We start from the raw sequence: 18,388 nt of genomic DNA on the forward strand, positions 1-18,388 counted from the left end.
TCCGCAAGTTGCGTAGCCGTGTCCGCAGCGTGCGATGCGGACACGGCTACGCAGGCTGCGGACACGATGTGCGGACTCAGTCCTCCACGTCCTCCACCTGGATGGCGGAGGTCGGGCACATGTCCGCCGCCTCACGCACCGAGTCGTGCAGCTGAGCGGGCGGGCTCGCGTCGAGCAACGCGACGATGCCGTCGTCCTCGCGCTGGTCGAACACCTCGGGAACCAGCATCGAGCACTGACCCGACCCGCAACACCGGTCCTCGTCGACGCTGATTCTCATGTGTCGCCTCCCTGTCACTGATCGATGTCCTTCCGCCCTCGCGCAGGCGCGATCGCTGCGGCGTCGCTCACCACCGCACCGGTACGGTGCGCAATCCGCCCACGGCGAGACCTTCCACCCGGTCGAGTTCCGCCGGATCCACCGCGAGTTCCAGACCCGGCAGGCGGCGCAGCAGAACGGTCAGCACCGCCTGCAACTCCGTGCGCGCGAGCGACTGCCCGAGACACGAATGGGCGCCCACGCCGAAGGCCAGGTGCGGATTCGGGCTGCGAGTCAGGTCCATCTCGCCCGCCCGCGCGAAAGCGTGCTCGTCGCGGTTCGCGGCGGCCATGCTGCAGACCACCGTGGTGCCCGCCTCGATCCTCGCGTGGTCGAACTCGACGTCCTCGCTGACGTAACGCGGCATGCCGAAGCCCGGGTTGGCGTCGAAGCGCAGCGCCTCCTCAACGGCCGTCCGCACCAGCGCGGGCTCCGCCAGGAGGCTTTCCCAGCGCGCCCGGTCGGCCAGCAACATCCCCACCATCTTCGCGATCATGTTGGCCGTGGTCTCGTGCCCGGCCACCAGCAGTCCCATTCCCGTGGCGACGAGCGCGGCGTCCGGCATCGGGTCGTCCTCGGTGAGCAGACTGCTCAGCAGATCGTCACCGGGCTCGGCGCGCCGCGCGGCGACGTGCTCGGCCATGTACCCGGTGAACTCGGCCTGCGCCGCGTCGATCTCGGCCTGCCCGTACCGGGTGAGGTTCAGCAGGGTGTCCGACCAGTAGGCGAAGCGGTCACGGTCGGTTTCCGGAACACCCAGCAGGTCGCAGATGACCCACACGGGCAGCGGGAATCCGAGGTCCGCCTTCAGGTCGGCGGGGGCGCCCCGTTCCACCATCCCGTCGATCAGCCGGTCCGCCATCGCCTCGATGCCGGGGCGCAGTGCCGTCATCCGCTTCGCGGTGAACCAGCGGCTGACCCTGCGCCGCCAGCGCTGGTGGCCCGGACCGGCCTGGGGGATGGTCGAGGCCATCGAACTGTTGAACACGCCCCCCGACTCGTTGGCCGCGATGCGCGCCGCGCCCGCCCCGGCGTCGAGTTGCCGCGTGAACCGCGAGTCGGCGAGCACCTGCCGCACGTCGTCGTAGCGGGTGAGCAGCGATGCCTCGTCGCCGCTGGGGAGGCGGACCGTGCTCACCGGGCACCGAGTCCGCAGGCGGGCCCATTCCTCGGGCGGTTCGAGTGCAGTGGGATTGACGAACGGATACTCGGCCACGGTCTCGCTGTCCGCCACAGTGTGCTTCCTCTCGGTAGCCGGGCTCCGACGCCAGTGAAGCGCAGGGCGTGATCTCCGTCAAGCAAGCCGTCGCTGCGGACACGGCTACGGGAAGTGCGGACACGGCTACGCAGGCTGCGGACACGATGCGGGCGGGGCCCGACGGCCCTACCTACTCGCACCCCGGCCGGTGAAGAGTGGTGGAGCGAGGTGAGGGGACCGGCATCGACATGTCACGCACCGACCTGCCCTCCCGCCGGATCGTGGTGGGTATCGACGGCTCGGCCACCGCCGAGCTGGCGCTGCGCTGGGCGGTGACCGACGCGGCCGACCGGGGTGGCGCGGTGGAGGCCGTGGCCGTGCGGGAACCCGACGCGCTGCTGCCGGGAACGTCGTACACGTTCCAGCCGCGCGGGCGCAGGCCCGTGACGGACGACAGCGGCACGCGCGCGTACCTGCGGGCGGCGATCGCGGCCGTGGCCGCCGCGGTCCCGCACGCGGGCGACGTGCCGGTGACCGAGACCGTGCGGGCGGGCGATCCGGCCGGCGAGCTGATCACCGCGTCGGAGCGGGCCGACCTGCTCGTGGTGGGCAGCCACCGGCGCGGTGCGCTGTCCGAAATGCTGCTGGGCAGCGTGTCCGCGAGTTGTGTTCGCCGGGCGCGGTGCCCGGTGGTGGTCGTGCCGGCGGGGCTGGCCCACACCCGTGAACACGCTGGTGAGACAGGAACGGGAGCCGAGGACCGATGACCGACGAGTCAATCCCGGGCGGGCACACGCCGTCACTGGCGGATCGCTTCGCCCCCGAGCCCGATGTGGTGCAGGCACGGCACCTCGTCGTGGGTGCCGACACTGTGCGGGCCTACGAGGCCGCCCGCCACCTCGATCTGACCGACGTGCGCGGCCCGCTGGTCGGCGCGGCGATGTGGGTGCGCGCGCTGCCGGAGCGGTGGCGCCACCGCGGGCAGGGGCCGCCGAGGACCCCCACGCGGATGACGCTGGACGACATGGTGGCCGAGTCGGAGTGGGTACTGCTGGGCGAGGCACCCGGCAGCGAGGTGGCCGCCGGGGTGGCCGGGCGCTTCTGGAAACCGGTGGTGCAGTGGCGACAGGTGGAACCGGACCGGTTCACCGAGTTCGCGGAGCCCGGCTTCGGCACGATCGTGCTGTCGCTGTCGGCGAGGCCCTACGGGATGCGCTCCCTGGTGAGCTACGACCTGCGGGTGAGCACCACGGACCGGCGCACGGCGGTCCTGTTCGGCCGGTACTGGAAAACCGTCGCCCCGTTCGTGGCGTCACTGCAGAAGGCGACGCTGCGCACCATCAGGACGGCCGCCGAGCACAGCGTGCCGATCCGCTGACGCCGACGACGGTCACCGGCCGTCGGTGCCCTCAGTGCCGTCGGTGCCGGCGGTACCGTCGGCGAGCGTGAAGAACCCCTCGTCCTCCTGCGCGAAGTGCAGGGTGAGCACGGCGTCGAGGCCGTAGAGGGTGGCTCGCAGGTCGTCGACCTGATCGGGCCGGAGCCGTCGCGGTTCCTCGGCGAGATGGCGGCCGAGCCTGCGGCACAGCCGTTCGATCTCCGCGTGGCCCCGGCTCATCGTGGCGATCCCGTCGGAACCGCCGAACGCCGGGCGTAGCGAGGGGTACAGCTCCGACTCCTCGGCGCGCTCGTGGGGCAGCAGCCGTTCGGTGAGCAGCCGGAACGCGCGGCGGACGGCGGCGTCGGACGAAGCCGTGATCCCGTCGGTCAGGCCGTCGGCCGCCTGCCGGACGGCCGCGCGCACCGGAGCCAGGCTCTCGTGCTCGGCCGCGAACCGCCGCAGCAACGGCTCCGTCCCGGAACGCGGCCGGTGCCCGCCACCGAGCATGCGCAGCGCATTGGCGATCGCCGCGACGTCGATGCCCTCCTGGACGAGTGCCCCGGCGAGCGGGGGTAGCCTGCCGAGCGCGGCGGCGATCATCGCCAGTACCGACAGCGCCGTTCCCACGATCGCGCTCTGCACCGCGACCCGGCGCGTGCGGCGTGCGATGTCCATGGCGTCGGCCAGCCGCGCAATGCGGTCATCGACGATCACCGCGTCCGCCGCCTGCGCCGCGGCGGTCGATCCGCGCGAGCCGAGGGCGATTCCCACGTCCGCCGCAGCAAGCGCCGGAGCGTCGTTGATGCCGTCGCCGACCATGACGACGGTTCCGCGTTCCCGTTCCCGCCCCACCCGCGCGATCTTGGCGGCGGGGTCCGCGCCCGCCTGCACCTCGTCGAGGCCGAGCATCGCCGCGACCTCGTCGGCGCTGCCGGACCGGTCGCCGGTGAGCAGCACGATGCGAGCCACTCCCGACGCGTGCAGGCGCCGCATGGTGCGAGACGCGTCGGCACGGATGCGGTCGCGCACGAGCAGCGCCGCCGCGGGAACACGGTCGACGGTGAGCCAGACGACCGTGGCGAGATCCAGCCTGCCCCGCCGCAGCGCAGTCGCCGCCCAGTGCGGCAGCTCCTCCCCCGTGGGCCGCGTGCCGACCTGGACCAACCGGTCGCCGACCCGGCCCTCGACTCCGCGGCCCGGTTCCTCGGTCACGTCGTCCGCCGAGGGCGGAGCCACACCGGCGCGGCGCGCCGCGCGCACGACCGCCTCCGCGAGCACGTGCGGCGAGTACCGCTCCACGGCCGCGGCGAGACCCAGTGCCTGCTCGGTGGTCGTGTCCGGCGCGCACAGCACGTCGGTCACCTCGGGACGCCCCGCCGTGACCGTGCCCGTCTTGTCCAGCAGCAGCGACCGCGCCCCGCCGAGCAGTTCCAGCGCGGCACCGTCCCGGACGACGACACCCGCACGCGACGCCCGCGACATCCCGCCCGTCACGGCGATCGGCACGGCCAGCAGCAGCGGGCACGGGGTGGCGGTGACCAGCACGGCCACGGCGGTGACCGCGTCGGCGGACGCCGCCCAGCCCACCGCGGCGATGACCAGGGCCAGCGGCAGAAACCACACGGCGACCCGGTCGGCCAGCCGGGCGATCGGCGCGCGCTCGGCCGTGGCCTGCTCCGCCAGGCGCACCACCCCGGCGTACGTGCTGTCGCTCGCCGCCGCCGACGCACGCAGCGGGACAGCGGCTCCCGCGTTGACCACGCCGCTGCGCACGTCCTCCCCCACGGACCGGGCGGCCAGCCGAGACTCTCCGGTGAGCGCGGACTCGTCGAACATCCCCTCGCCCAGGGCCGTCCCGTCCACCGGGACGACCTCGCCGGGCAGCACCACCACCACGTCGCCCGCCACGACCCGCCCGGCCGGAACCGTTTCGATCTCGTCTCCGTGCCGCAGGTGGGCGTTGCGGGGCGCGCGGGCGAGCAGGCCCGACAGGTCCCGCGCCGCACGCCGCTCGGCGGCGGCCTCCAGCACCCTCCCGGTGGCCACCATCAACGCCACCACGGCGCCCGCCAGGTACTCGCCGACCGCAAGGGTTCCCGCGAGCGACAGCACGGCCAGCAGATCAGCGCCGTACCGGTGCCGCCGTAGCTCGCCCACGACCCGGGCCGCCGACGGGACGAGCATCGCGCCGGTGACGCAGGCCCACAGCACGCGCGCCACCTCCGGTGTCAGGGGCCACACGAGCAGCCCCGACACCAGCAGCACCACCGTGCCGGCCAGCAGCATCAGCTCACGCCCGGTGCCACGGCCGGACGTGTCGTCCCGGTTCCTCACGTCGAGCACAGCCAACACCGCACACCGGTGCCGGTGCGAGGGCCGCTGTCCCCCTCCGCGCCGGGACCATCGGCGCATCCTGGCCTGCCTCGGCGGGTCGAACGCGACGCGGCCCGGTGACCTCCGCCCCTGGCGCGGCCACCCCGCCGGCGACCACAGTGACCGGTATGGCGCACTCGGCCGGGTTCGCGCGGCTCCCTCCGGAGTGGGTGGGGCTGCGCGAGACCCACATCGGAGTGGTGTTCTTCGTCGGCGACCGCGCGTACAAGCTGAAAAAGCCCGTGGCCTTCGGTTTCGTGGACTTCCGTGACCTGCACCGGCGCGAGGTGGCGTGCCACCGAGAGGTGGAACTGAACCGGCGTCTCGCGCCGGACGTCTACGACGGCGTGGCCGACCTGGTGGGCCCGGACGGTGCGGTGTGCGAGCACCTGGTGGTGATGCGGAGGATGCCGGAGCAGCGCCGCCTGGAGACGCTGGTGCGCCACGACGAACCACTGGCGGACACGGTGCGGGGCATCGCCGAGACCCTGGCCCGGTTCCACCGTGACGCCGCCCGTGGCGAGGCACTCGAGAACGAGGGCACCCGCGACGCGATCCGGCGGCGCTGGCACGACAGCTTCGCCGAGATCGCGCCACACCGGAGGGTGGTGGGCACGACCGTCGCCGAGCGGGTGGAGGAACTCAGCGACACCTACCTCGCCGGGCGCGAACCCCTGTTCGCCGACCGGATCGCCGAGGGCCGGATCGTCGACGGGCACGGCGACCTGCTGTCGGAGGACATCTTCTGCCTCGACGATGGCCCCCGCATCCTCGACTGCCTGGAGTTCGACGACCGGTTGCGGGCCGTCGACGGGCTGGACGACGTGGCGTTCCTGGCGATGGACCTGGAACGCCTCGGGGCCCCGGAACTGGCGGCGCTGCTGCTCGACACCTACGTCACGGCCTCGGCCGATCCGGCCCCGGCGTCGTTGCGCCACCACTTCGTGGCCTACCGGGCCTTCGTGCGGGCCAAGGTCGCGTGCCTGCGCCACGCCCAGGGCGATCCCCGCGCGGCCGATCTCGCGCACGAGCACGCGTCCCTGGCACTGGCGCACCTGCGCGAGGGCGTGGTGCGGCTGATCCTGGTCGGCGGCCTGCCCGGCATCGGCAAGTCGACGTTGAGCGAGGCGATCGCCCACCGGCTCGGCGCCACCGTGTTCACCAGCGATCGCGTCCGCAAGGAGCTGGCGGGTCTGGAGGCCACCGAGAGCGGGGCCGCCGAGTTCGAACGCGGCATCTACAGCCCCGAGAACACCGAGCGCACCTACGCCGAGTTGCTGCGCAGGGCCGAGGGGCGACTGGCGCGCGGCGAGACGGTGGTACTGGACGCGTCGTGGATCTCCACGGCCCATCGGGAGGCCGCCGCCGCGCTCGCCGCCCGCACCGACAGCGGGTTGGAGCAGCTGGAGTGCTGGGCCCCGCCCGCCACGATGGCGCGCAGGCTGCGGGAGCGCTCCGGTGCGGTGTCCGACGCGACGCCGGAGATCGCGCAGCGGCTCACCGACCGGCTCAATCCCTGGCCCGAGTCGCACCGGGTGCTCACGGCGGGCAGCGTGGAGGGCTCACTCACGCAGGCGCTCGCACACCTGCGGGAGTGAGCCCGGTCCCGCTCAGCCGGTGTGCGTGTCCTCCTCGGTGCTGCCGGCCCGCTCCGGTGGCCCGGTCTTCCCGGTGCCGCCGGAGCCGCCTCCCCGGGTCCGCAGGAGGCTCGCGGTCACGGCGACGGTGAGGATCGCCACCACGACGCCCAGCGACAGCACCGTCGGAATCTTGACGACGTCGAGCAGCAGCATCTTCACGCCGACCCAGGCGAGCACGATCGCCAACCCGAGCTTGAGGTAGACGAAGCGGTGAATGAGGTCGGCGAGCAGGAAGTACAACGCCCGGAGGCCGAGGATCGCGAAGGCGTTGGAGGTGAACACGAGGAACGTCTCCTGCGTCACGGCGAAGATCGCCGGGATGGAGTCGACGGCGAAGACGATGTCGGAGACCTCGACGAGCACCAGCACCGCCAGCAACGGCGTGGCGTACAAGCGGCCGAGCTTGCGCACGAAGAAGCGCTGGCCGTGGTAGTCCTCCGTGACGGGAATGATCCGGCGGAAGGCGTTGAGCACGACGCTGCGGGACGGGTCGATGGTCTCGTCGCTCTGCCGGGCCATCCGGACGGCGGTGACGACGAGGAACGCCCCGAAGACGTAGAGCACCCAGGCGAACGAGGCGATGAGCCAGGACCCGGCCGCGATGAAGCCTGCTCGGAAGACCAGCGCGCCCAGTACGCCGTAGAAGAGCACGCGGTGCTGGTACTCGCGGGGCACCGCGAAGTAGCTGAAGATGATCGCGAACACGAACACGTTGTCCACGGCCAGCGACTTCTCGATGACGTAGCCCGCGAAGTACTGGGCGGCGAACTCCGCTCCCCAGACCCACCACACGATCACGCCGAAGCTCAGCCCGAGCGTGACCCACACGGCCGACCACGCCAGCGCCTCCTTGACGCCCACCACGTGAGCACGACGATGCGCGAACAGATCGATCGCGAGCATCAGCAGGATGACGCCGAGCACGGCAAGCCACACCCACCAGTCGACAACCACGACACACCTCCGGTTCAGTACCGGAGGTCTCCCCACCGTGAGCCGGGTGAGCGGCGGCGGCACGGTTCGGGACCGGGCGGCCGACGAAGCCGCCGTATTGACGATCCCGGAAAGGGCGGGTACTCCCCTCCTCTCCGCCGACAATGCCGACCGCCACCGCCGCTGTCAAGCCGCCGAGCTCGCCGCGGACCCCGGCGGCGACGCGCGGCGAGCGGCCAGAGCGATCAGCACCGAGCCACCGGCGAGCACGACGGTGCCCACCGCGAGGCCCGCGACCGCGACCCAGGGCAGCGCGGGCGCGGTGGCGCCCACCTCGGCGCGCACACTGACGCCTCGGGAGCCGTTCGCGTCGCCGGTGGGAACGACGACGACCGCCCAGTCGCCGCCTTCCGAGGCTTCCGAGGGCACCCGCACCTCCTGCGTCCCCGCGCCGCTCGCCTGTGCGGTCCACCCGGCCACGGTGCCGGGCGGGGCGGGTGGCGGCCCCGGCACGGCCGTTGTGGTGACCCCGCCCGGGGCGAGGTCGCGCACGACGGCGTGGGAGGTGCCACGGAGATACCGTGCGACATCGGCGGCCGGTGCCACTCCGAGGAAGACCTCCCGGCCGGGTTCCGTCGGCGTCACCCGCACCCGGAGATCACCGAGCGCCGCACCGACGGGATCGCCCGGCTCGCCCAGGTCGATCCGCTCGGTCGCCAGCGCGCCGGAGCCGGTGCGCAGAGTGGTCGACGCCGTGACGTAGCCGTCGGTGTCGCGCTGCGTCGTGTCCGCCCACAGCGCGGTCCCACCACCGGCCAGCAGTGCCAGGGCGGCGAGCGTGAGCAGGAACCCGCCGACGACGGCGCTGACCCGCCCGGCCGTCCAGCCCCGGCGGTCACCGGGCGGAGCGGTCCCGCCGGGGCCGGGCGCGCGTGCCGGGCCCGGCTCGTCACCGCCCTGCTCCAACCGGAACGGCGGGTAGACGTCGGTGAGCAGGCCGACGTAGGCCACCACCCGTACCACCCAGCGGTCGAGCCCCACCACGAACTCGAACACCGATCTCGGGTACCGGCCGGTGAACAGGAGCACGATCGCCGCGACGAGCACGAGTATCCCGATGAGCCCCCACCCGGTCACGCGGTCGTCGCCGGACCACCACCAGCCCCAGGCACCGCCGGTGAACAGGCCGACGACGAGGTAGTGCGGGACGGCCAGCAACCACTTGACCAGCGCGAGACCCCGCGAGAGGCGCGGTGGATAGTCCACCTCCAGCCGGGCCGGGTAGTCCGGCACGTCGGCGAGCGTGAACGGCGGGTACCGATCGGTGCCGAGTGCCGCGTAGGCGTAGTAGTGAACCCGCCAGCTCCAGCGCAGCACACCGACGGTGAAGTCGAACAGGGCGCGCGGATAGCGGCCGGTGACGAGCACGGCCACGAACGCCACGAACGTCACCCCGGCCACAGCGAGCCACAGCACCGCCAGCACCAGGAAGTGCGGGAGCGCGAGCAGCCACTTCACCAGCCACAGCCAGCGGGACAGCTCCGGATCGAGGCTTGCCCGCACGCGCACCGGATGCGCGGGCGCCGGTTCGGTGGTGGTCATCCCGTGCCCCCCGGTTCGGCGGGCAGCGGGCACTCCGGCGGGTCCTGGCCCACCGTCCGGTGGTGCGCCACCCGCCGACGGGCTCTCGCTTCCCACGGGGGCAGCCATCCGGTCCGAACCACGTCGTCCAGCGTTCCGGGCCTGGCGCGGCGGCAGCAGCGCTGATCGGCCCCCTCCGGCAGGGCCGGAGGTCCCCAGGCCCGGTCCTGCCAGTCGACAACGGCTGGTCGGCCGTGTGAAGCCCGCGCGCGGATCAGCGCGCCGAGGCGCCGGGCTGGGCCTCGCCGGTGCCGTAGAGCTCGGGCCTGCGGTCGGCCAGCGCGTCGTTGCGCCCGGACAGCGACTTGTCCCGCGCGCGTGCCGGGTCGAGGTCGGCGACCACGAGCGCGTCCTCCACCGACTCGGCGAGGACCCAGCCGGACTCGTCGAGGATCGTGGTGCCCGCCGTCCACCGCAGGCCTCGCTCGGTGCCCGTGCGATCGCAGATCGCCGCGAACACGCGGTTGGTGCGGGCGGCGGCCATCGCGATCACGACTTCGGGTGGACGCTCCCCCGGCGGCCGGGCCACCAGGGGCCAGTTGACCGGCGCCACGATCACCTCGGCGCCGCGCATCGCGAGCGAGCGCGTCAGTTCGGGAAACTCCAGGTCGTAGCAGATCAGCACGCCCAGACGCCCCGCTCGCGTGTCCACGACGGGCGGTGGCGCCGAGCCCGGGGTGAACACGAGGTGTTCGCGGTCCCACAGGTGGGTTTTCCGGTAGACCGCGCGCACCCCGTCGCCGTCGAGCACCGCGGCGCTGTTGTAGAGCGCCCCGTCGTCGCCGAGTTCGCAGAACCCGGCGACGAGAGTGAGTTCTCCCGCGGCCTCGGCCCAGTCGGTGAGCAACCGGTCGTCCGCGCCGACCGCGACGGACCGCGCCTCCGCCGCGTCGGCGAAGACGTAGCCCGACGTGGCCAGCTCGGGAAGCACGAGCAGGTCGGCACCCCGCCGCCGCGCGGCGCCGATCGCCGCCAGCGTGAGCGCGCGGTTGGCGGCGAGGTCACCGACCCGGGGAGCCAGTGGCGCGCACGCGACGCGCCTCACGCACGCCCCGGCTCGTCGCGCAGCAACTGGGCGAGCACGTCGAACTCGTTGAACAGGGACCATTCCTCCACGATCCGCTCCTGCGCGAAGTAGAGCTGCGAGATGCCCCAGAGGTGGACCCGCCTGCCGGTGGGTTCACCGTAGAGCCCGTAGCCGCGGTGGGTGCCCGCCCCCGACCAGCGGACCGACACGCTGAACCCGTCGGCCTCGTTGCCCATCCAGTAGACCTCGTCGACCCGCACGCCCAGGTCGGGGAAGGTGGCCAGCAGGTTGCGCGCCATCCCCCGCACGTCCGAGCGGCCTTGTCCGGTGCGGTTCGTGGTGCCGTGCCAGCGCACGGTCTCGGCGTAGAGGCGGTCGACGGCGCTGAGGTCGCGCCGGTTGTAGACGTCGTGGAAGAGCCTGCGCACCTCGTGTTCGACGTCGAAGTCCGCGCTGGGCGCCTCCGGGTACGGCAGCGGCTTGCGCCCGCCCTCGATGCGGTCGACCTCGGCGAACGGCCGCTCGGACAGCGTGGGAAAGGCGAGCGAGTTGCCGTAGTCACGCGCGGCGGCGAGCACGTCGATGCCGAGCTGCTGGAGTTTCGCCGCGGTGTTGTAGAGCACCCACTCCTCGTAGATCTCGTTCTCCCGCACCACGCAGTTGGCGATGACCCACGTGTCGAGCTTGCGGCCGGTGGGCTCGCTCCAGCGCCACGGGCCGGTGTGGTGGCCGATGTTGATGGCCCGGTGCGAGGTGACGAAGCCCTCCTCGTCGGTGCCCGCCCAGATCACGTCGTCGGCGTAGTGCCTGCAGTCGGGGAACGCGTTGATGCTCTGCATCGTGCCGTGGACCAGCTGCTCCACCCCGTAGTGGACACCGCTGTCGTCGTAGAGCCTGCAGCCGGGACTGTAGGTGTCGTAGATGTAGCCGACGTCCTGGTCCTCCCAGATGCGGTGGGTGATGCGGACGATGTAGTCGACGATGTCGGTGTAGGTGTCCTCGAAGCCGCGCAGCGACTGCCGCCGCTCCCCCGGCGTCACGTTCGGCGCGTCGACGCCGTAGCCGGGGGTGAGCGAGATGCGGTGATCGCGCGGCATCGTGCGCCGCCCCGGCGCCATCGTGCCGGGAGGGCTCGACGGCCGTGAGTCCGCCGGGGCGGGCCCCTGGTGCTCGCGGCCCTCTTCGGTGGCTGTCATCGGGTCTACTCCTGTCCGGAACGGTGGCAAGCCAGCCGCAGGGTCGCGGTGGCGCGGTGCGCGGCCATCCCCTCGTACTCCGAGATCACGTCGACGGCCTCCGCGAGCAGCGGCGTGGCCTCGCCGGTCACGCGCTGGTAGGTGAGCGGTTTGAGGAACCGGGACACCGAGAGGCCCGCACTGTGCTTGGCCCCGCCCGCGGTCGGCAGGACGTGGTTGGTGCCGGCCATGCCCTTGTCCGAGTACGCCACGGTGCTCCACCGGCCGAGGAAGATCGAGCCGTAGTTGCGCAGCGCGTCGTGGTAGTAGGCGTCGTCGGCGGTGTACACCTCCAGATGCTCGGGTGCCAGGTCGTCCATCAGCTCGACGGCCGTCGCGGCGTCACGGGCCCAGGTGACGGAACCGTAGTCGCGCCAGGCAGGGCCCGCGATGTCGCGGGTGGAAAGCGCCGGGAGCTGCCGGTCGATCTCGGCGATCACCGCCTCCCCGAGCCGCTGGGACGTGGTGACGAGCGCGGCCGGGGACTCGGTGCCGTGCTCGGCCTGCCCGAGCAGGTCGGCGGCCACCAGGACGGGATCGGCGGTGTCGTCGGCGAGCACGGCGACCTCGGAGGGCCCCGCGAGCAGGTCGATCGCGACCCTGCCGAACAACTGCCGCTTGGCCTCGGCGACGTAGGCGTTGCCCGCGCCGACCACCATGTCCACGGGCCGCTCCCCCAGCAGGCCGAACGCCATGGCCGCCAGCGCCTGCACCCCACCGAGCGCGTAGGCGCGGTCGGCGCCGGAGAGGTACGCCGAGTACAGCACGGCCGGGTGCGCCTGCCCTGTTGGCCCCGGTGGGCTGCACGCCAGCACCGTCGGAACGCCGGCTGCCTTGGCCACGCCGACGGTCATGAAGGCGCTCGCGAGCAGCGGGAACCGGCCCGCGGGAAGGTACGCGCCGACCCGCCTGACGGGGACGTAACGGTGCCCGGTGACCAGACCGGGGGCGAGTTCGGTCTCGAAGTCGACGAGGTGGGCGCGTTGTGCCAGCGCGAACGCCTGTGTGCGCTCGGCCCCCAGTTCCAGCGCCGCCCGGACGTCGCGGGGCAGCTCGTCGCCGGAGCGGGCCAGCTCGGCGGCGCTGATCTCGACGTCACCGCCCTGCCAGCCGTCGAGTTCGCGGGCGTAGCGCAGCACGGCGGCCATGCCGTCGCGCTCGATGTCGCTCAGCATCACCGACACCCGGTCGGCGACCTCGGGATCACGTTGCGCGGGTGGCCGGTCCGCCGCGGTCTTGAGCAGGCGGTAGGAACCGTCGAGCTCGGCCAGCCGGGAAGGGTCGAATCTCATGACCGCGACGCTAGAACCGGATCGGCCATTGGACAAGGCCAGCAAGTCCTGAGGCTAGGATAGGGTTTCCCTATGACCCTCAAGCAACTGCGCGCGTTCCTGGAGGCGGTGCGGACGGGATCGTTCACCGCCGCCGCCGCCCGCATGGGCATCACGCAGGCGTCGGTCTCGGAGCTGATCCGCAAGCTGGAGGACGAGCACGGCACACCGGTGTTCTCCCGTGGCGGGCGCCGGCTCGTGCTGACGGCGGCGGGCTCGGCCCTGCTGCCCTTCGCCGAGCAGGCGGTCGCCGCGGCCGACAACGCGGAGCAGGCGCTGCGGTCGGTGCGGTCCCTGCGGGGTGGCGTCGCGACGTTCGGGCTGCTCCGCAACGCGGCGTACTACCTGCTCTCCGACCTGGCGGAGCACTTCCACTCCGCCTATCCGGAGGTGCGCATCCGGCTGATCGGGCTCAACTCGGTGGAGGTCGCCTCCGCCGTCGCGGCAGGCACCGTGGAGGCGGGGCTGGTGATCCTGCCCATCGACGACGCCGGGCTCCGCGTCACGCCGCTGCTCCGCGACGAGGTCGTCTACGCGAGCACCGACCCGGAGCGGGTGGCCGAGCCGGTGACCATCAGCGGGCTGGCGAACTCCCGGCTGATCCTCTACGACGCCCACTACGGGTGGAAGGACCCGACCCGGCGCCAGCTCGCCGAACGCGCGCAGCTGGCCGGGGTCAGACTGGAGCCGTGGATCGAGGTCGAGCACGTGGAGTCCGCGCTGAGCCTCGTCGCGCGCGGGATCGGAGACACCATCGTGTCGCGTGCCGTCGCGGAGAGCGGCTCCTGCCCACCGTCCGTGCGCACGGTGAGCTTCGCGGAGCCGCTCTACGACACGATCGCGCTCGTGCGGCGGGAGGCCGAGGTGCTGTCCCCCGCGAGCAGGGAGCTGGCCAGACTCGCCCAGCGGATGCTGCTCACCCGGGACTGACGGGCTCGTCGCCGCGCGCCCTGGCGACCTGCGCCAGGATCGCCAGCTCGTCGTAGACCCGCCATTCCCGCACGATCCGGCCGTCCCGGAGAAGGAACTGCGACGACCCGAGCAGCGTCACCGGTGAGTTCGTCACCGGCCCGTAGGCCGGCGTCCCGCTGTACGTGCCCTCCAGCCACCACACCAGACCCACCCGGACCCCGCCGTGCGCGGGCGAGTCGTGCACGACGACGTCACGCACCTCGAACCGCGCGTCCGGCAGCGGCGCCAGCAGATCGAGCAGACCACGCTGGTAGCCGTCCGGCCGGGTCAGCGCCCGCCCACGGGAGATGTCGCAGGTGACGTCCCGTGCGACGAACTCGGTCACCTCGTGCAGCATCCGCTGGTTCCACACCGTGTCGACCAGCCCGAGCACGTGCTCGCACTCCGCGCGGCCGTGCTCGGGGCGCGCGCCGGAGTCACCCTCCACGAGCACGTCCGCCAGCGGCGCACGCGGGGTGTCCCAGCCGGTGAACGCGAGCTCCCTGGCCACCGCGGCGGGATCGAGACCGAGCTGCTCCACGACGGCGTACTCGTCGCGGACCACCCATTCCTCCACCATCACCCCTCGGCGGTACAGGCAGTTCGCGATGGTGCGCGACGCGAAGGGCCGGTGCGTCGGTGGCCCGTAACCGGACATCCCGGTGTGGGTTCCCGAGCTGAACACCCGGTGGGAACTCAGGAACGCGTCCTGCCCCCTCGCCTCCCACACGACGTCCTCGGCCTGACCGACCCGGTCGGGAAACGCCGCGATCTTGCGCAGGGTCGAGCGGACGACCGGCTCGACGCCCCGGCCGGTCCCGTAGGCGCCGTGCACGATCGCGTCGGCCGCGTAGTTCTCGCGGATCAGCCCGATCCCCCGCCGGACCCAGATGCGGTCGGTCCACTCGACGATGAACTCCTCCGGGTCGCGGTACGGCGCGTAGGCGACGTCGGCGAGCGTGGTCACACTGTTCTCCTCGGGTCTCAGCGCCGGACCAGCCGGCGGATCTGGGCGGCGGCCTCGTCGAGCTTGGTGCGGACGTCAGCGCCGTGGGCCATCTCGTTGATCGCGACCTCCAGCACGTCCTGGATCTGCGGCCAGTCGATCGTCATCGGCACCGTCCGCGCCCGGCGCAGCGTCGACTCCTGCAACTCCGGCAACCCGTGGTTGGCCGCGTTGACCTCGGGATCGAGCATGTTGCGCGTGTGGACGACGACGCTCGTCGCGGTGTCCGGATCGGACTTGTCCAGTGCGATGTCGCGTTCGGTGTCGGCGTGGGTCACCCACTTCAGGTACTCCCACGCCGCGCCCTGCTGACCGGAGGTGTTCAGCACGCCCATCAGCCACGTGTAGCCGTAGGTCACCGCGGGCTTTCCCTCCCAGCCCGGCAGCGGCGCGACCCCGATGTCCTCCGACACCTCGGGCTGCACCTTGCCGGGGTCGGTGAAGTCGTCCATCTGCCACGCCCACGTGAACACGGAGTTGCTGCGGTTCTGCTCGAACGCCTGCGTCGCGTCGGTCTCCGTCCAGTTCGTCGACGCGGGCGGGCTGTGGCCGTCCCGCAGCAGCGAGAGGTACTGCTCCGTCGCCGCGACGCCCTCTGCTGTGGTGAACGCGGGCTCGCCCTCGGCGTCGAGGACGTCCGCGCCGTTGCTCCACAGCATCGAGAGCCACGTGTAGAGGTTCTGCCCGCCGCCCCGGCCGTACTGCCCGGCGAAGGCGTCCCTGCCGTCGGCCCCGTCGAGCCGCTCCAGCTGTTCACCGAGTTCCGGCCAGGTGGTCGCGGGCTCCATCCCGAGGCGCTCGTACTCGCTCTCGCGGTAGAAGTAGTTGTAGGAGAATCCCCGGAACGGCAGCCCGTACACGGTGTCCTCGTCACCGGCCCGCGCGGCCTGCTGGAACGGCGGGGGGAACTCCTCGATCGACCGGCCCACGTCGGCCATGACCTCGTCCAGCGGTTGCAGCCCGATCTTGGCCGACGCGCCGTAGGCGTCGGGCCACACCACGAGGTCGTAGGTGCCGCCCCCGACGGCCGTCTCCGCCACGATCTTCTGCAGGTACGACTCGTACGGGATGTTGGCCCACTCCACGGTGATGCCGGTCTTCTTCGTGAACTCCTGTTCGGTCCTGCGCTGCAGCGCCGCGAACTGCGCGGTGGTCTTGCAGCAGCTGAGCAGCCGGATGTGGGTTCCGTCGTAGGGCTTGCCGGTCAGCAGGCCGCGTTCGCCGGTCGGTCCCGTGGCGACCGAGTCCGGCAGATCGTCCGGGCTCGGCCCGGCCGAGCAGCCACTCACCAGCATCACCAGTGCGGCGCCCAGCGCGGTCGATGCCCTGCCGATGCGGCGGCGCGCGAGCCTCATTTCACTGCTCCCATCGTCATTCCCTCGGCGAAGTGCTTACGGACGAGCAGCGCCAGCACCAGCATCGGCGCCATCACCAGCAGTCCTGCCGCCGCCATCTGCCCCCAGGCCACGCCCTCCGGCAGCACGAGCGTCATCAGCGCGACCGGCAGCGTCGACGCCTCCGACCGCGCGAGGAAGGTGGGGAACAGGAACTCGTTCCAAGACAGCAGGAAGGAGAAGACGGCGGCCACGAAGATTCCCGGCGCGGCCAGTGGCGTGATCACCCGCCACAGCAGCGTGAGCTGGCCGCAGCCGTCCAGCCGGGCGGCCTCCTCGATCTCGATCGGCAGCCCGTCGACGAAGCCCTTGAGCAGCCACGTGATGTAGGGAACGACCAGCGAGAGATTGACGATCACCAGCGCCAGGTGGGTGTCGATGAGCCCGAGTCCCCGGAACAGCGACAGGAACGGCAGCGCGATCGCCACACCGGGAATGAACTGGGTCGCGACGATCGCCAGCAGCATCCCGCGGTGGCCGGGGAAGCGGTAGCGCGAGAACGCGTACGCCGCGAGCAGCGCCATCGGGATCGAGACGAGGGTCGTGGCCACCGCGATCAGCACGCTGTTGACGAGTGCCCCCGTGAGATCGCTCGCGCCGCCGAGGATCGCGGCGAAGTTGGCGAGGGACGGGGTGAACACGACGTCGGTCGAGAACGCGTCCCGCGCGGGTTTGAAGGCGGTGATCCCCATCCAGAGGATGGGAAACAGCACGAAGAACAGGATCGCCAGCGTGGTCAGCACACGCAGGAACGCGCGTGCCGTCGCCCAGCCCCCGCGCCCGCGTCGCGGGCGGATCGCGGGGGCGGGCCGTGCGGGAGCGGGCGCCGGGGTGACGGCCGTGTCGGTCATTTCGCCTCCTGCTTGGCCATCGCGAACAGGTACAGGGTCGCCAGCACACCGAGCACCACGACGATCACCCAGGAGACGGCCGACGCGTAGCCGATGTCGAGGAACGTGAAGCCCTGTGAGTAGGCGAAGAAGTTGAGCGTCTCCGTGGCCCGGCCGGGACCACCGCCGGTGGTGGTCACGACCTGGTCGAAGATCTTGACCGAGAAGACGGCCTTGAGGAACACGACCACCAGCAGCAGCGGTCGCAGCAGGGGCAGCGTGACGCGCCAGAACTCCTGCCAGGCGTTCGCGCCGTCCACCCGCACCGCGTCGCGCACCTCGGGTGAGATCGAGCCCAGACCGCCGAGCAGCATCAGCGCGATGAGCGGAGCCCAGCCCCACACCTCCGTCAGCGCGATCACCATGAGCGCCCAGAACGGGTCACCGAGCCAGTTGATGTCGTCGGCGAAGGGCAGGATCGTGTCGACCATCTGGTCGTAGACACCGGTGTCCGGGTTGAGCATGAACCGCCAGGAGAAGCCCTTGAGCGCGGGTGCCACGGCGAACGGCAGGATCAGCAGGGCCTTCGTCAGCGCGCTGAGCCGGGTGCGGTTGTTCAGCACCAGCGCGATGCCCAGCCCGAGCCCCACCGACAGCACCACCGAGATGACCGTGAACTGCAGGGTCACCCAGGCGCTGTTGCCGAACGTGCCGTCGGTGAACACCCGTTCGTACTGCTGGAGGCCGACGAACTCCCCCGCTTCCCTGGTCTCGTTGAGCCGCCAGTGGCGGAAACTGGTGATCAGCGCGGACACCAGGGGATAGACGGTCGTCAGGACGATCGCCAGCAGGGCGGGCGCCAAGTGCAGGTACGGCGTGGCGTGCTGGCGCAGCCGGGACCGCTTGCGCGGCGGCGGGACGGTGGTTGCCACCATCAGGGGTCGACCTCCTCTGCCGGAAGAGCGGCGGGGCTGGGAATCCGCGCAGTGTATGCGTATTCACAAGCCCGGAGCAATGGGTAAGCGGCAGAGAAAAACCCGGGTTCCGCTTCCCCGCTCGCGGTGTCACGTGCACAGACGTGACCGGACCTCGGCGCGGCCACCACGCCGGGTCGTGCTCGGTCACGTAT

16 protein-coding genes are annotated in these 18,388 nt (G+C 72.0%); 4 read left to right on the forward strand and 12 right to left on the reverse strand.

Annotated features, from left to right (window positions below):
- Positions 1–76: 76 nt before the first annotated feature.
- On the reverse strand, positions 77–280 hold the full coding sequence (locus FFT09_RS03915) for a ferredoxin (protein WP_138381841.1): 204 nt from the start codon (positions 278–280) through the stop codon (positions 77–79).
- 67 nt (positions 281–347) lie between these two features.
- Positions 348–1,553: a cytochrome P450 gene (locus FFT09_RS03920; protein WP_138381842.1), complete on the reverse strand. Its 1,206-nt coding sequence runs from the start codon at positions 1,551–1,553 to the stop codon at positions 348–350.
- A 212-nt stretch (positions 1,554–1,765) separates the two neighbouring features.
- Between FFT09_RS03920 and FFT09_RS03925 the strand changes: the two genes are divergently transcribed.
- Both FFT09_RS03925 and FFT09_RS03930 read left to right on the forward strand, forming a co-directional pair.
- Entirely contained in the window at positions 1,766–2,284 is a 519-nt protein-coding gene (locus tag FFT09_RS03925) for a universal stress protein (protein WP_081190767.1), read from the forward strand.
- Positions 2,281–2,895: a hypothetical protein gene (locus tag FFT09_RS03930; RefSeq protein WP_138381843.1), complete on the forward strand. Its 615-nt coding sequence runs from the start codon at positions 2,281–2,283 to the stop codon at positions 2,893–2,895. Before FFT09_RS03925 ends, FFT09_RS03930 begins: the two co-directional genes overlap by 4 nt.
- 12 nt (positions 2,896–2,907) lie before the next feature.
- Here FFT09_RS03930 and FFT09_RS03935 read toward each other — a convergent pair whose 3' ends face one another.
- Positions 2,908–5,184 carry a heavy metal translocating P-type ATPase gene (locus FFT09_RS03935; protein ID WP_208544362.1) on the reverse strand — a complete coding sequence of 759 codons (2,277 nt, stop codon included), beginning with the start codon at positions 5,182–5,184 and terminating at the stop codon, positions 2,908–2,910.
- A 215-nt stretch (positions 5,185–5,399) separates the two neighbouring features.
- On the opposite strand from FFT09_RS03935, the gene FFT09_RS03940 reads away from it, so the two are divergent.
- A complete protein-coding gene (locus FFT09_RS03940; protein ID WP_208544347.1) occupies positions 5,400–6,869 on the forward strand; it encodes a bifunctional aminoglycoside phosphotransferase/ATP-binding protein in 1,470 nt (489 codons plus the stop codon).
- 12 nt (positions 6,870–6,881) lie between these two features.
- Here the strand turns inward: FFT09_RS03940 and FFT09_RS03945 are convergent, their stop codons facing one another.
- The 5 genes from FFT09_RS03945 to hisD form a co-directional block, all read right to left on the reverse strand.
- Positions 6,882–7,865: a TerC family protein gene (locus tag FFT09_RS03945; RefSeq protein WP_138381845.1), complete on the reverse strand. Its 984-nt coding sequence runs from the start codon at positions 7,863–7,865 to the stop codon at positions 6,882–6,884.
- A gap of 165 nt (positions 7,866–8,030) precedes the next feature.
- Positions 8,031–9,446, reverse strand: a complete 1,416-nt coding sequence (locus FFT09_RS03950; RefSeq protein ID WP_081190770.1) for a DUF4389 domain-containing protein — start codon at positions 9,444–9,446, stop codon at positions 8,031–8,033.
- Between the two features lie 253 nt (positions 9,447–9,699).
- On the reverse strand, positions 9,700–10,530 hold the full coding sequence (locus FFT09_RS03955) for a nitrilase-related carbon-nitrogen hydrolase (RefSeq protein WP_208544348.1): 831 nt from the start codon (positions 10,528–10,530) through the stop codon (positions 9,700–9,702).
- On the reverse strand, positions 10,527–11,708 hold the full coding sequence (locus tag FFT09_RS03960) for an ester cyclase (RefSeq protein WP_138381847.1): 1,182 nt from the start codon (positions 11,706–11,708) through the stop codon (positions 10,527–10,529). Before FFT09_RS03960 ends, FFT09_RS03955 begins: the two co-directional genes overlap by 4 nt.
- A gap of 5 nt (positions 11,709–11,713) precedes the next feature.
- Positions 11,714–13,039: a histidinol dehydrogenase gene (hisD, locus tag FFT09_RS03965; RefSeq protein ID WP_138381848.1), complete on the reverse strand. Its 1,326-nt coding sequence runs from the start codon at positions 13,037–13,039 to the stop codon at positions 11,714–11,716.
- 72 nt (positions 13,040–13,111) lie between these two features.
- On the opposite strand from hisD, the gene FFT09_RS03970 reads away from it, so the two are divergent.
- Entirely contained in the window at positions 13,112–14,008 is an 897-nt protein-coding gene (locus tag FFT09_RS03970) for a LysR family transcriptional regulator (protein WP_081190774.1), read from the forward strand.
- On the opposite strand, the gene FFT09_RS03975 is transcribed toward FFT09_RS03970, so the two are convergent.
- The 4 genes from FFT09_RS03975 to FFT09_RS03990 are packed head-to-tail and all read right to left on the reverse strand — an operon-like array spanning position 13,995 to position 18,194.
- On the reverse strand, positions 13,995–14,996 hold the full coding sequence (locus FFT09_RS03975; RefSeq protein WP_138381849.1) for a nuclear transport factor 2 family protein: 1,002 nt from the start codon (positions 14,994–14,996) through the stop codon (positions 13,995–13,997). The genes FFT09_RS03970 and FFT09_RS03975 overlap by 14 nt on opposite strands.
- 17 nt (positions 14,997–15,013) lie before the next feature.
- Positions 15,014–16,390 (reverse strand): ABC transporter substrate-binding protein, encoded by a 1,377-nt coding sequence (locus FFT09_RS03980; RefSeq protein ID WP_138381850.1) that lies wholly within the window; start codon positions 16,388–16,390, stop codon positions 15,014–15,016.
- Positions 16,387–17,280: a carbohydrate ABC transporter permease gene (locus FFT09_RS03985; protein ID WP_081190777.1), complete on the reverse strand. Its 894-nt coding sequence runs from the start codon at positions 17,278–17,280 to the stop codon at positions 16,387–16,389. Before FFT09_RS03985 ends, FFT09_RS03980 begins: the two co-directional genes overlap by 4 nt.
- The gene (locus tag FFT09_RS03990; protein WP_081190778.1) at positions 17,277–18,194 is read right to left on the reverse strand and encodes a carbohydrate ABC transporter permease; all 918 of its coding nucleotides are present in this window, start codon (positions 18,192–18,194) and stop codon (positions 17,277–17,279) included. The genes FFT09_RS03985 and FFT09_RS03990 overlap by 4 nt, the downstream gene beginning before the upstream one ends.
- Positions 18,195–18,388: the final 194 nt, after the last annotated feature.

This window comes from Saccharomonospora piscinae (genome assembly GCF_005862235.1).
GTDB lineage: Bacteria > Actinomycetota > Actinomycetes > Mycobacteriales > Pseudonocardiaceae > Saccharomonospora > Saccharomonospora piscinae.